This window comes from Leclercia sp. CFBP8987, from assembly GCF_034044995.2.
In the GTDB taxonomy this organism is placed as follows: Bacteria; Pseudomonadota; Gammaproteobacteria; order Enterobacterales; family Enterobacteriaceae; genus Enterobacter; species Enterobacter tamurae.
On sequence record NZ_CM188255.1, the window covers coordinates 616,513 to 628,662 of the forward strand.

The window sequence follows — 12,150 nt, forward strand, 5'->3', positions numbered from 1 at the left end:
ATTGGCTTGTTATAGTTTTTGATAAATACTGATGGCATCTTCGATATTGTCGAACATTTCAAGCGTGCTGTTACGCAGCACAATTCCCATGTCACATTGCTGGCGTAAGTTCTTCATATCATGCGACACCATAATTAAACTGGCGGTCTCGCGTTTTTGATTAAAGACATCAATACATTTTTGTTTGAAACGGGCATCACCTACGGAAGTGATTTCATCGGTCAGGTAGATTTCAAAATCAAAGGCCATGCTGACGGCAAAGGAGAATTTTGATCTCATCCCACTGGAATAGCCTTTAATCGGCAGCTCATAATGTTGACCAATTTCTGAGAACTCTTTCACCCACTCTTCAATAGCATGCGTATCGCGTACACCATGAATACGGCAGACAAAACGGGTGTTTTCTCGTCCGGTCATGCTGCCCTGAAATCCCCCATTAAGTGCCAGGGGCCAGGATACGCGACAGTGACGAGAGATTTTTCCCTTACTGGGTGTATCCATCCCCCCTAATAGGCGTAATAGCGTTGATTTACCCGCCCCGTTGGCACCTAAAATACCGATATTGCGATCGCGAGGTAGTATGATGCTTACATCACGCAGCACATAGTTTCGACCGAATTTGGTGGGGTAATACTTTGAGACGTTATCCAGAATGATCATCGTAATTCACTTAGCTGGCAATCAGGCGGCGATGGCTCAAGCGATAGCAGCTCATTGCAAACGTTAGCAGAACTAGCGTTAAACATGATAAATAGCCCCAGCTGACATCAGGGCTAACATAACCGGCTAACCAGCCGCATCGAATCAATTCCACTGCATGAACGAGTGGGTTCCATACAAACCAGTGTTGGTACTGTGTCGGAATTGTTGCCAAGGGGTACATGACGCAAGAGATAAACATTAATGGCATCATTAATAAATCGAGAAATTTACTTGCCTCTTTGAATAAGTTACATACAACACAGAAGATAATTCCTAAAGAAAAAGAAAAGGTCATAAGTAAAAAATAAATGAGTATGACGAGTAAAGGATCGTTAGGGGTAGCATCAAAACCAAACCACATTAGTCCTAATACAAGAACACAACCCACAACCAGGCCGATAATAACCTCAAGGATAAAACGAGCAACAAACGTGGCGAATGGAGTTACTTGCCGATAGCAGAATAGACCCATATTGGCACTAACTGCGGATTGTAATTTACTCACCACATTTCTGAAAAAGAGGAATGGTAAGTAACTAGCAGTAATAAATAGCGGTGCAGGGACCCCTCCAAACCCGCCAGAGCTACGCATACCAAAAATCAAACTAAACGCGGTAATCATCAACAACGGATCCAGCAGCGCCCAGGCATACCCCAGCCGGTAACTCCCAAATCGTGTTTTCAGTTCACGGATAAGCAGGCCAAAGGTGACATCCCGCAGCACCTGAAACGAGCTGCGGGGCGTTTGATTGAGAACAGGTTTAAGCATGAGAAGGCCGATATAACAGAACGGGCCCGCCGTTAAGCGAGCCCGCTGTGAGGGTTAGTTCAGGACCACATTGGCCGCCACGGCAACCTGATAGATGACCTGAGTAATGTCTTTGATGGACTGCATCATTTTGCTGTCCACTTTCGGCATGACCAGAATCTGATCGCCCGGCATGACATTGCCCCCGTCTTTAAACTCCATCAGCCCGTTGGCATGCACCACGGCAATACGCTGGTCGTTCGCACGGTCGGTAAAGCCGCCCGCCCAGGCAACGTAGTCTTCAAGTTTCGCACCTTCGTTGTAGACCACCGCCTGCGGCATCATCACTTCGCCGCCAATCTGAATCAGGTCGGTCTTGTTCGGGATCACAATCTGATCGCCCTGTTCCAGCAGGATGTTGGCAATCACACCTTTATCCGACACCACCACTTTACCCAGCGGCTGGATCTTGCGGGCTTTTTCCACGAATCGCATCACCAGCTCGGCTTCTTTGGTCCGAATGGAGGCTTCACCGTCGGAACTGGCAGGCGCGGTAAACACGCTGCGCTCCAGGCGGTTGAGGGAGTCTTCCAGCATCTCTTTCTGCCGTGCCGCCACGCTCTTACGCATGATGTAGATCGAGCCGTAATCCGCCATGTTTGGGTCAATCGGGATGTGGTTCAGCAGATCGTGCAGACGGGTCTCTTTACGCACGGTGAAGTAAGATGGCCCGCGGTAGCTGCCCATCACTTGCACGTCGTAAACCTGCGCATGCATGTCGTCGTTAAACAGCACTTTGTCGCCGTCGCTCAGCTGAATGCGGTCAAAATCTTTATATGGCATATAGACCGAGAACGGGCCGTTGGAGCGATCGCCAATCACGCCCACGTGGCTCACCTTGGCGAGCGGCAGGGCGTAGTCGATCAGCTCCGAGCCGAGCGCGGTGCTGTTTTTTAACTCGAAGCGGAACGGGTTACGCACTTTACCGGCCACATTGATCATCGGGCCCTGCGGCTCAACCAGAATGACGTCCTGATCCTTCAGGGACAGCTTCGGCATTTTGCCCTGCTGCATAAATTCGTACAGGTCGATCTGCTGGACGACCCGGTTCTGACGTAACACCTTAATATGACGGTAGCTGCCGCGATCGGAGTCGATGCCGCCTGCGCGTTTCAGGAAATATAAAACGCTATCGGATGATTGTCCGGCATATTGTCCCGGACGGATCACCGGGCCGGTAACAAATACGCTGACCGGGGTCGCGGTAAGCAGATTAACGTAAACATTAACGTTATTGGTGAATACTTCGCTGATGTGGCTGGTGACTAAGTTATTGACTTTACTTGCCGCCACGTTTTTGACATTAATCGGGCCGACGTCAGGAATGAAAATATTGCCCTGATTGTCAACGGTCACCACGTTGGAGAAATTGACCGCGCCCCAGATCCAGATATTCAGCTTATCGCCGGGAGCGATCAGGTAATTATCGTTTAAGCCGTCGCTGCGCTCGGTTTCATAGCCACCGGCAAACAGGTTGGCACCATATGGAGGGGGCAGGCCGGACTCGGACTGCGGCAGGAGTTTACGCACGTCGGACTCGCCCGGAAGTAACATGCCCTGGCGGTTTTGCTGCGCAAAGGTACCGGTGGTGGAGGAGGTATTTGCCTGGCCACTCATCGCCTGTTCACCACCGAGTTGCAGTCGGCCATCGCCGGTATCTGCCGGGGTATTCATGCCAAAGGCCTGGGCATCTTCCTTAGTGGGTGCAGCAAAGGCAGCGCAAGAGGCGCAGGCCAGCAGCAGAATGGCACTCAATTGCCGAAATTTCGTTATTTTCACAACATTTCTCTTCAAAATTATTGCACGGCAAGCAGGTTGCTGGCGGATGCCTGTTCCAGTTGCGGTACCAGATACCAGGTATCACCGTTCTTGCAGGTCACGCCATGCTGCGACTGGTTGTAGTTGCGGTTACGCAGCAGTTCAATACATTCCAGACCCAGGGCGGAGACATATCGCTGGCCCAGGATATAGGTATTGCCATTGGCGCTCAGAGCCGCGCCCTGAGGCAGGGTATTCAGAGGTTGTTGCAGGTTGGCTGACATAGGCTGGAGTGTGGTTGAAGCGGCCGGATTGACAAGCGGTCGGGAGGCTTCAACCTGCTTCGGGGAATATGCACAGCCGCTCAGAATGAGGGCGAGCGAAATCACCAGAAGGCGAGTTGCGTTCTTCATTTGTAAATATTTTCCATATATTCGGAACCTGGCGTGTAAATATAAAAATTCGTCGGTACCCGACTGTTTATATTGCCCAAATAGTTGACCTGAAGGTCAGGAAGCAGAGGCGGCATAGCTGAGGAAGTGGAGCAAAAAAGGGCAAAAAAAAGGTAGGCTACCGCACGGAAATGACGATTCCGGTCAAGAAGTGTCCAGTTTGCTTTAGGGTGCTGCCATAAAAAAACTATTCAGTAAACAACTAAAACGTTTTTTTATTATTCATGAAAGTGTTTTTGTGTCGCGAAGATTACATAATTTTGCAGTTTGTGTCATTTCAAATTTAAGAAATCTGCCCTGAAAAAGGGGAAAAGTCCGAAACAACTATTAACTCTGGTGGGGAGAGAAGAAACGTATATTGTGATTAGTTTCAGATTGTGATTGTTTCATTTTGAGCAAGTGGAAAACAAATAAGCGCCAGCCGAAAATTCGGCTGGCGCAGGGGATTAAACGGTCATTTCTTGTTCAATTAACACCGGATGAAATCTGCGCTTAAAGTAAATCAGCCCGTGTCCCTCCTGGCTCAGGAGGATATTTTTGATCTCCACCAGGTATACCAGATGGGTGCCGATGGTCTGGACCTGGTTTATCTCTCCCTCCAGGCTGGCCAGCGCCTCTTTTAATACCGGCTGGTCCAGATGGCCTTTTTGCCAGCAGGAGAGGGTAAATCGCTCTTCCATCGCCATGCCGGTCATCCCGGCAAAATGGCGCGCCATTAGCTCCTGCTCGTGATTGAGCACATTAATACACAGCTTGCCGTTACCCTGAAATACCGGGTTCATGGCGCTGTTGGCGTTCAGGCACACCATCACCGACGGCGGGGTATCCGTCACCGAGCAGACCGCCGTGGCGGTAATGCCGCAGCGTCCGGCGTCGCCATCGGTGGTAATCACATTGACCGCCGCCGAGAGGCTGGCCATCGCGTCGCGAAAACGCAGACGTTGTTCATCATGTTGCATCTTGACCTCCCGCTGCGTTATTTCAGCAGCTTGTCCAGCAGGTTGATATCGGTGTTGTTGTGCAGGTGCGGAACCGTCCAGCCGTTCTGGTCGTACTCAGACAGGCAGCGGTCAACCATCGCCATCATCTTGTCCATGTTGCCGGAGCTCTGCGCCTGGCGCAGGCACTGCAGGCGGATTTCATCCTGGCTACCGGAGTAGTTGATCTCATACAGCTCGTGACGACCGCCGAACTCGCTGCCGATGGCATCCCACATCAGTTTCAAAATCTTGATGCGCTCCACGTGGTCCATGCCGTTGGAGCCGCGCACGTACTTCGCCAGGTATTTGTCGATCTGCGGATTGTTCAGATCCCGGGCGCTGGACGGGAGGTAGATCAGGCCGCTGGTGACGTTGCGCTCGATGATGTTTTTGATTTTGGCGTAGGCCATCGGGGCCATCACGCGGTAGGTTTGCAGCGCCGCGTGGTCCGGCAGATACGCGCCGTTGACCCACGGGGTGGCTTCCGAGCACATGGAGTCGCTCAGCGCCCAGAACATGTTGCGCCAGGCCACCACTTCACCGAGATCGGCCTGTACCCCGCGGAATTCGGAAGTACCTGTACACTCCAGCGATTTTTTCAGCAGGGCGGTGATGAAGTCGAGCTTCACCGCCAGACGCACGCAGGCCTGCAGCGGATACATGCGGGCGAAACCGCCCTCCATAGTCCAGCGACGGCAGCGGTCGAAATCGCGGTAGATCAGCACGTTCTCCCACGGGATCAGCACCTTATCCATCACCAGGATCGCGTCGTTCTCGTCGAAGCGGCTGGTGAGCGGGTAGTCGTAAGGAGAGCCGGTCGCGCCGGCCACCAGCTCGTAGGAGGCGCGGGAGATCAGCTTCACCCCTTCGGCATCCATCGGAGCGACGAACATCAGGGCGAAGTCCGGGTTGTCGCCCATTACCTGCGCTGAGCCAAAGCCGATCATGTTGTAGTGGGTCAGCGCCGAGTTGGTGGCGACTACTTTCGCGCCGCTGACGATGATCCCGGCGTCGGTCTCTTTTTCCAGCTTGATGTAGACGTCTTTCACTTCATCGGCGGGTTTGTGGCGATCGATCGGCGGGTTGACGATAGCGTGGTTAAAGTAGAGGCCACTTTCCTGAATGCGGGTGTACCAGTTGCGGGCGTTCTGCTCAAACTGACCATAAAAGGCCGGGTTAGCACCCAGCGCACAGCCGAAGGCGGCTTTGTAGTCCGGGGTACGACCCATCCAGCCGTAGCTCAGGCGTGACCACTCGGCGATGGCATCCCGCTGCTGGCGCAGGTCGTTGGCACTTTTCGCCACGCGGAAGAACTTATGGGTGTAGCCGCCGCTGCCGGTATCGGTGTTCCAGCACAGCGCGTCCTGCATGTCAGGTTTGTGCAGCGCGTCGTACAGTTGCGCGACCGAGGCCGCCGCATTGCGAAACGCCGGATGGGTGGTCACATCTTTTACGCGTTCGCCATAAATGTAGATCTCCCGGCCATCCTGCAGGCTCTTCAGATACTCTTCGCCGGTCAACGGACGGGTGGTGCTGGCACGGAAATCTTCGGGTTTCATAGGGACCTCGTATCGGTACAGAGTTGTTAAATTTGTGTTTTGTTTTTGTTGTTTAATTGAAGCGCCATGCAGGGGTTTCGTGAAGGGACGAATAGGTCAACGACGGGTACTTTTCAGGCGGGAGTGAGAATTGTGATCGGGGTGGGTTTTGCCGGGTGGCGCTGCGCTTACCCGGCCTACGGTTACGCCACTGCGTGTTGCGAGACTGTCGCTATGCGGGAGATAGGGAACCCTGTAGCAGAGGCAACCGCCGCAACACGCTTGAAAGACGGATTGCCATTTGGCGACAGTGACTTATATAGAGACTCGCGGCTAATACCGGCACGCTTCGCGATGGCTGTCATGCCTCCGGTTGCTTCGATGACATGGCGCAGGGCGAGTATGAACGCTTCGTATCCGCCCTCTTCATCAATCTCGAGGAATGCCTGGTGAAGGTAGATCGGCGCGAATGCCGGATCATCCTTAAGGAGTTTTACCATTGCATCATCATGAAGCACTGACTTTGCCATAACACTTACCTCTCATGTCCTGTTCTTATAGTCGTTAAGATACTTAACGGCCTTATCTATATCTGCATCTTGTTTCTTTTTAGTACCACCGAGGAGAAGCAGACTGACTGCTCCATCGACCGGATCGGTGACGTCGCTGAAATAGACGCGATAGCCCGGCCCCTGGGCAATTCTTAGTTCTGAAACGCTTTCCCTGCAGGGTTTGCAATCGCCGTAATTCCCTGTCGCCATTCGGGCAATGCGAGTTGCGATCATAGCTTTTGCTATCGGGTCTTTTACGCTGCGCAAATATTCATCGAACGGGTCGCGTCCATCGGCTGTTATGTAGTGCTGAATTTTAATCATTATTGTAGCCCATAGTTTACGATGTGCAATGGGCTGTCATCTTATGCGCAAAATCCACGAACAAAAACCCGGACTAGCGGGTTCTGGAAGCATGCTCGCAAAGTCTAAAGTAACCTGATGAAACACAGGGATTTGTCTTTTTTTTGTGTTCGTTGAGTCGTAAGGTGCCTGTGTTGCGGCGATAACCGCAGCCGGGCGTGAGAACCTGATTACATATGACTATACGGTTTAAGTACCGTACCAGCAGACATGCCGTTAAAATTACGGCGACGCTGGCGGGGCAACCTTAGGGTTGGCCGGGTTCATGTGTACCGGTTCTCACCCCCGTCAGCGTCTCCACCAAGGCGTGAGAACTTTGGTGGTGCCAATAAATACACATGGAGGTTATTTAATGACTACTATCCCAACCCCGTCTTACTCCCACTTCGAAGAAGACGTTATCCACCAAATCATTACCCAACCCCTCCCGGCCTCGGCAGATCTTTTCGACGTCGCGGACGCGTGTGCCGCATTTGTCTGCGTCCTCGTCGATACTCACGACGATGAAGCAAGCAATGCTTTATGTGGGCGCTTATTGCAGGCGTTAAATCAGTTCCGCCATCTGTGCGATGAGGATTTACCGCCGCATCTCATCGAGCAGCTGATTGCAGGTGAAAACGTAACCTCGTGCATCCCCGATTGCTGGCAGGAGACCGCCACCCTGGTGGAGTATGCCCAGGCGCTGACCCAGGCACTACTGAGCAATACGCTGCCGCCGCCATTGGCAACATCCTTAACGGGGTTACTGCATGACGTGGTGTATCTGTTAGCGGAATTTGTGAAGGAGCCGTACCTGACCGTGCATTAATTTTGTGCGGTCTGGTTGCCGGGTGGCGCTAACGCTTACCCGGCCTACGGTTTCGTAGCCCCGGTAAGCGAAGCGCCACCGGGGGAAAGAGAGCACTGAATACACTTCTGGCGTAACTATCTTAAAATTAGTACATCAGCTTACCCATTCTTCCAGAATCCTTTCCAGTTTCTCCATCGACTGAGCGCGTTTTTTCTCTGACATCCTGCCAATATTGTGCAATTTCCATTGCACGGCGGGCAAATGCTGAATATGGCTTTCTGGCGCTAAATTCCAGTCAGGTGCACCTTGTTTAAATGACATCAGAAAATCGAAATCCTGCTGAGTGAAATGTTTTTTCAACGTGCTTAACATTCTTTCGGGGACTTCAATCAGATCTTTTAGAGATGCATCCTGAAAGGTCATGCCGCTAAATTCATTGTGAAAAGGTTCGCTAATATCCTTCCAGCGGGGGTTAAGGACTTCGGACAACGGACGATTATGGCTGAGCAGGTAAGCGATAAAACCATTGAAAATAGCGCGGTCAATTCCTTGTGTATCAAGGAGCATTTTTACATCGTAAAAATCTCTGGGATGCTGGCGATCCAGCGCGGCGCATAATTTCCCACCATACAAATCAGGCAGTGAGACAACCGGGATCGCGGCAAACCCAAATTCATCTTCTACGGCTTCGACAACATCACGTTCTTGTGGGGGGTACAAGGTTCCCCGGGCAACGGGCGAGACTTCGATTTTAATTTGTGCATCGTCAGTAGTGACAATTATGCGCATCTCATCCGAATTATTCGTTTGTAGCACAGCGCTTATCCCGGCTTGAGTCTCCAGGTTAGTAGCGATGCGGCTGAGCGCTTCCCGTACCTTAGGCAGAGCCACCTCCCTGCTCTCCAGCGGAATATAGGCAAGATCGATATCAACTGAAAGGCGCGGAAAATTGCGAATAAACAGATTGATCGCCGTTCCACCTTTCAGGGCAAAACAGCTCTCGTTGGCGACATAAGGCAGTGTGCGCACCAGCAAAGTGACCTGGCGGTAGTAGGGGGAGGTTCTATCCATAGTTTCTTCCCTTCATAGTGAATTTTTCGGGCACGGTGATCTGGTATTGCGTGTTCAGCTTGCCATTAGCAACGATTTGACGGTTGCCCGACCCCAGATTGATTTTGCTGATATCCATACGTTTGAGCCAGGCATGCTCATAGAAACTGGCGAAAAACAGATATAAACGCTTGGTTTGGACTGCTTCGCTGAGTACAAGTAATTTCTCTACTTTGCGAGGGTTAAGGTTAACGAGTCCCTGAAAAAGTTCGGCTGCATGCTCAAATGAGACGTTCTGAGGCACCGCGCTTAACAGTTCGTAGGCTGCCAGTTCTGGCGCGCTGGCCGTTATTTTTTTCCCGTTTACCTCAAGCTCAGTACGGTATTTTTCATCCAGTTGAGGAAGTTTCAGGCCGGATATCACTCGCCAGTTAACTCCAGGAAATTCTTTAAACCATTTAGGGAGTAACGTTTTGTTTTCAGCGCTAAGCCAACATTGGCTCTGTTTAAGCTGGAGATAATGAGAACGTCCTTGCCAGGACAGGCTGGACAGCCCGGCCAGATAAACAGGGGCGGCAAGCTGGTTTTGCAGACACGCCAGAGCATCGCTCCAGTCTGGTTCACGCCCTGCGCGCGCATAAACGCCGGCACGCAGTTTGTTTAACCAGCCATTTTGCGCATATTTAAATGCCAGAGAGGGCGAGATGTTGTTCCGGGTCAGCCAGGATTGTAAAACCAGGCTGCCAGGAGAGGTGTTTTGCAGTAACCAGTTTAATTTCGACGACATAGATTCACTCATGGTGTCACTATAATCAAAAAAGTAAACTACCCGATGAGTGTGATGTCAAGGTCATCTGTTTTCACCACTCAGCACCACTCAGGAAATTCACGACACCGGCACCTTCTGCGTCCGATACCTGCTCGGCGAGCAGCCCACCAGTCGGTTAAAAAAGCGCGCAAAATAGGCCGGATCTTTAAACCCCAACTGCCAGGCAATCTCGTTTACCGCGCTATCGGAGAAGACCAGCAGCCGTTTGGCTTCGCGCAGCTGTCGGTCGAAGATGAGTCGTTTGGGCGGGCGGTTGGCGAAGCGGCGGCAGATGTCGGTCAGGCGTGATTCGGTAAGGTGCAGCGCGCTGGCGTAATCCGGCACCGTCCAGTGCTGGTGGAAGTGGCCGTCGACCATCTGGTTAAAACGCTGGAACAGTTTCAGCTCGCCGCGCATGCCGTTGGCCGCATGATCGTCAAGACTGGCGTTGCGCAGCAGCAGGGTAAACACCGCCTGGGCCAGCAGCACCAGGGTATGCTCCCGCCCTGGAAGCTGAGCGGTGGATTCCCGTTGAATCAACCGCCAGTAGTGAGAAAGCGCCGCCAGCTCATCCGGTTTATCCGCTAACGACAGGCAGATCCCCGGCAGGCCAAAGGTCTCCCGGGTGCCGGGATAGAGCACCTCGAGTAACGGCCAGATCAGATCTTCATGCACCGTCAGCACATGGCCGTCGCTGTCCGATTCGGTAAAAAAGGCGTGCGGCACCGACGGCGGCGTTAAGACGAACAGCGGTGCCTGCACCGAGTAGCGGTGATCGTCCAGCTGGAGCTCAATCTGCCCGGTATCCAGAAAGTGCATCTGAAAATAGTGGTCGTGGCGATGGGCCTGCATATCGCGGCCAAAAAAGGCCGCCATCCGGCTAAAGGACTGATAATGCACATCGTCCGTCCCCAGACTCTCGTCGTACTCTTTGCTGATGTCGATATTGGCAATCGGGCTCTGGCACATAACCGCTCCTCAATGGATCTTCTGCGCCGCCATCCCCGGCTCGCTGTCACGGCTCTCCTGGCGGGTCATCGGGATCCGGGTCAACACCAGCGCACCCACCACCAGCAGACCGGCGACGAACCATAGCCCGGAGCTGAAGCTGCCGGTGGCGTCACGCAGAATGCCGATCAGCAGCGGGCTGACGGCAGAGCCGACGTTGCCGACGGCGTTGATCACCGCCAGCGCTACCGCCCGGGACTGCAGGCTAATCACCTGATCCGGGGTGGTCCAGAAGATCGCCATGGCGGTAAAGGATCCGGTTGAGGCCATAATGATGCCAAGCAGCTGGATCAGGCTGTGATCGGTTGCCGACGCCAGCAGCCATCCCGCCGCGGCGAAGAGATAGGGCAGGATGGTGTGCTTTTTTCGCTCTTTCAGCCTGTCGGAGCGGCGGCTCCACCACAGCATCCCGAGGATGGTGCAAAACTGCGGGATCGCCGCCAGCAGGCCGATCACGATATTGCTGCTGCCGGTGTTGAAGCTCTGCAGGATCTGCGGCGTCCAGATGTTGATGGCGCTCAGGGTGTTGGTCAGGCAGAAATAGGCCAGGGTATAGAGCAGCACCGCCGGGGTCAGCACTTCGCGCAGCGTCGAGCGCGGCGTGGCGGCGTGTGCCACGGCATTCTCCTGCTCACGGGCGATCATCGTTTTGAGGGTCTGCTTCTCTTCGTCGTCCAGCCAGGTGGCCTGATCCGGCGTGTCGTTGAGGAAGAACCAGGTCACTACCCCGAGCACCACCGACGGCAGCCCCTCCAGCAGGAACAGCCACTGCCAGCCCTTCAGGTTCCACACCCCATCCAGGGCCAGAATATAACCCGAGAGGATCGAGCCCAGCATCATGGTCACCGGCATGGCAATCATAAACAGGGCGTTGGCGCGGGCGCGATGATATGCGGGGAACCACCAGGTGAGATAGACCAGGATCCCCGGCAGGAAACCGGCTTCGGCAATGCCTACCAGCATGCGCAGGATGTAGAGCGTCTGCGGGCTGGTGGCGAACATGGTGCAGGTCGAGGCGATGCCCCACACCACCATGATCCCGGCGATCCAGCGGCGTGCGCCAATCTTCGCCAGCATGATGTTGCTCGGGATCCCGCACAGCACGTAGGTGACGTAAAACAGCGTCGCCGCCAGGCCAAACATCGTCGAGGTGAGGCCCAGATCTTTGCCCATCGTCAGCCCGGCAAAGCCGATGTTGATCCGGTCAAGGAACGAGAAGACAAACAGAATAAAGAGAAAGACGATCAAACGACGGAACAGCTTATTTATAACGCGATGTTCTACAGCTTTTTTATTATCAGGGTGCAGGGTAGAGGTCGTCATGTTGCGCTCCAGATCTTAC

At 53.3% G+C, this 12,150-nt stretch carries 13 protein-coding genes; 1 reads left to right on the top strand and 12 read right to left on the bottom strand.

Annotated features, from left to right (window positions below):
* Positions 1-9: 9 nt before the first annotated feature.
* From SOM40_RS02900 to SOM40_RS02935, 8 genes are all read right to left on the bottom strand, one after another.
* The gene (locus SOM40_RS02900; protein WP_320529933.1) at positions 10-660 is read right to left on the bottom strand and encodes an ABC transporter ATP-binding protein; all 651 of its coding nucleotides are present in this window, start codon (positions 658-660) and stop codon (positions 10-12) included.
* A 10-nt stretch (positions 661-670) separates the two neighbouring features.
* On the bottom strand, positions 671-1,471 hold the full coding sequence (locus tag SOM40_RS02905) for an ABC transporter permease (protein WP_320529934.1): 801 nt from the start codon (positions 1,469-1,471) through the stop codon (positions 671-673).
* Positions 1,472-1,525: 54 nt separating this feature from the next.
* Complete coding sequence (locus tag SOM40_RS02910; protein WP_225759639.1) at positions 1,526-3,289, bottom strand: polysaccharide biosynthesis/export family protein; 1,764 nt, start codon at positions 3,287-3,289, stop codon at positions 1,526-1,528.
* A 17-nt stretch (positions 3,290-3,306) separates the two neighbouring features.
* A complete protein-coding gene (locus SOM40_RS02915) occupies positions 3,307-3,681 on the bottom strand; it encodes a hypothetical protein (RefSeq protein ID WP_106995706.1) in 375 nt (124 codons plus the stop codon).
* A gap of 485 nt (positions 3,682-4,166) precedes the next feature.
* A complete protein-coding gene (locus SOM40_RS02920; RefSeq protein WP_320529935.1) occupies positions 4,167-4,679 on the bottom strand; it encodes a 4-hydroxyphenylacetate 3-monooxygenase reductase subunit in 513 nt (170 codons plus the stop codon).
* Positions 4,680-4,696: 17 nt separating this feature from the next.
* Positions 4,697-6,259: a 4-hydroxyphenylacetate 3-monooxygenase, oxygenase component gene (hpaB, locus tag SOM40_RS02925; protein WP_106995708.1), complete on the bottom strand. Its 1,563-nt coding sequence runs from the start codon at positions 6,257-6,259 to the stop codon at positions 4,697-4,699.
* Positions 6,260-6,441: 182 nt separating this feature from the next.
* Positions 6,442-6,768 (bottom strand): addiction module antidote protein, encoded by a 327-nt coding sequence (locus SOM40_RS02930; protein WP_261644704.1) that lies wholly within the window; start codon positions 6,766-6,768, stop codon positions 6,442-6,444.
* A gap of 12 nt (positions 6,769-6,780) precedes the next feature.
* The gene (locus SOM40_RS02935) at positions 6,781-7,113 is read right to left on the bottom strand and encodes a type II toxin-antitoxin system RelE/ParE family toxin (protein ID WP_261644705.1); all 333 of its coding nucleotides are present in this window, start codon (positions 7,111-7,113) and stop codon (positions 6,781-6,783) included.
* A 391-nt stretch (positions 7,114-7,504) separates the two neighbouring features.
* Between SOM40_RS02935 and SOM40_RS02940 the strand changes: the two genes are divergently transcribed.
* The gene (locus SOM40_RS02940; RefSeq protein WP_261644706.1) at positions 7,505-7,960 is read left to right on the top strand and encodes a hypothetical protein; all 456 of its coding nucleotides are present in this window, start codon (positions 7,505-7,507) and stop codon (positions 7,958-7,960) included.
* A gap of 135 nt (positions 7,961-8,095) precedes the next feature.
* Here the strand turns inward: SOM40_RS02940 and SOM40_RS02945 are convergent, their stop codons facing one another.
* The 4 genes from SOM40_RS02945 to hpaX all read right to left on the bottom strand — a co-directional run bounded on the left by SOM40_RS02945 (position 8,096) and on the right by hpaX (position 12,131).
* Positions 8,096-9,013, bottom strand: coding sequence for a nucleotidyl transferase AbiEii/AbiGii toxin family protein (locus SOM40_RS02945; protein ID WP_320529936.1), 918 nt, complete (start codon positions 9,011-9,013; stop codon positions 8,096-8,098).
* Positions 9,006-9,779, bottom strand: a complete 774-nt coding sequence (locus SOM40_RS02950) for a type IV toxin-antitoxin system AbiEi family antitoxin (RefSeq protein ID WP_312189756.1) — start codon at positions 9,777-9,779, stop codon at positions 9,006-9,008. The genes SOM40_RS02945 and SOM40_RS02950 overlap by 8 nt, the downstream gene beginning before the upstream one ends.
* Before the next feature lie 99 nt (positions 9,780-9,878).
* Positions 9,879-10,769, bottom strand: coding sequence for a 4-hydroxyphenylacetate catabolism regulatory protein HpaA (hpaA, locus tag SOM40_RS02955; RefSeq protein WP_106995711.1), 891 nt, complete (start codon positions 10,767-10,769; stop codon positions 9,879-9,881).
* Positions 10,770-10,778: 9 nt separating this feature from the next.
* Positions 10,779-12,131 (bottom strand): 4-hydroxyphenylacetate permease, encoded by a 1,353-nt coding sequence (gene hpaX, locus SOM40_RS02960; RefSeq protein ID WP_320529937.1) that lies wholly within the window; start codon positions 12,129-12,131, stop codon positions 10,779-10,781.
* Positions 12,132-12,150 lie beyond the last annotated feature (19 nt).

Coding starts and splice junctions, on each gene's coding strand:
- SOM40_RS02905 (WP_320529934.1), bottom strand. CDS start 1,471: ATGCTTAAACCTGTTCTCAATCAAACGCCCCGCAGCTCGTTTCAGGTG.
- SOM40_RS02900 (WP_320529933.1), bottom strand. CDS start 660: ATGATCATTCTGGATAACGTCTCAAAGTATTACCCCACCAAATTCGGT.
- hpaX (WP_320529937.1), bottom strand. CDS start 12,131: ATGACGACCTCTACCCTGCACCCTGATAATAAAAAAGCTGTAGAACAT.
- hpaB (WP_106995708.1), bottom strand. CDS start 6,259: ATGAAACCCGAAGATTTCCGTGCCAGCACCACCCGTCCGTTGACCGGC.
- SOM40_RS02935 (WP_261644705.1), bottom strand. CDS start 7,113: ATGATTAAAATTCAGCACTACATAACAGCCGATGGACGCGACCCGTTC.
- hpaA (WP_106995711.1), bottom strand. CDS start 10,769: ATGTGCCAGAGCCCGATTGCCAATATCGACATCAGCAAAGAGTACGAC.
- SOM40_RS02920 (WP_320529935.1), bottom strand. CDS start 4,679: ATGCAACATGATGAACAACGTCTGCGTTTTCGCGACGCGATGGCCAGC.
- SOM40_RS02950 (WP_312189756.1), bottom strand. CDS start 9,779: ATGTCGTCGAAATTAAACTGGTTACTGCAAAACACCTCTCCTGGCAGC.
- SOM40_RS02915 (WP_106995706.1), bottom strand. CDS start 3,681: ATGAAGAACGCAACTCGCCTTCTGGTGATTTCGCTCGCCCTCATTCTG.
- SOM40_RS02940 (WP_261644706.1), top strand. CDS start 7,505: ATGACTACTATCCCAACCCCGTCTTACTCCCACTTCGAAGAAGACGTT.
- SOM40_RS02930 (WP_261644704.1), bottom strand. CDS start 6,768: ATGGCAAAGTCAGTGCTTCATGATGATGCAATGGTAAAACTCCTTAAG.
- SOM40_RS02945 (WP_320529936.1), bottom strand. CDS start 9,013: ATGGATAGAACCTCCCCCTACTACCGCCAGGTCACTTTGCTGGTGCGC.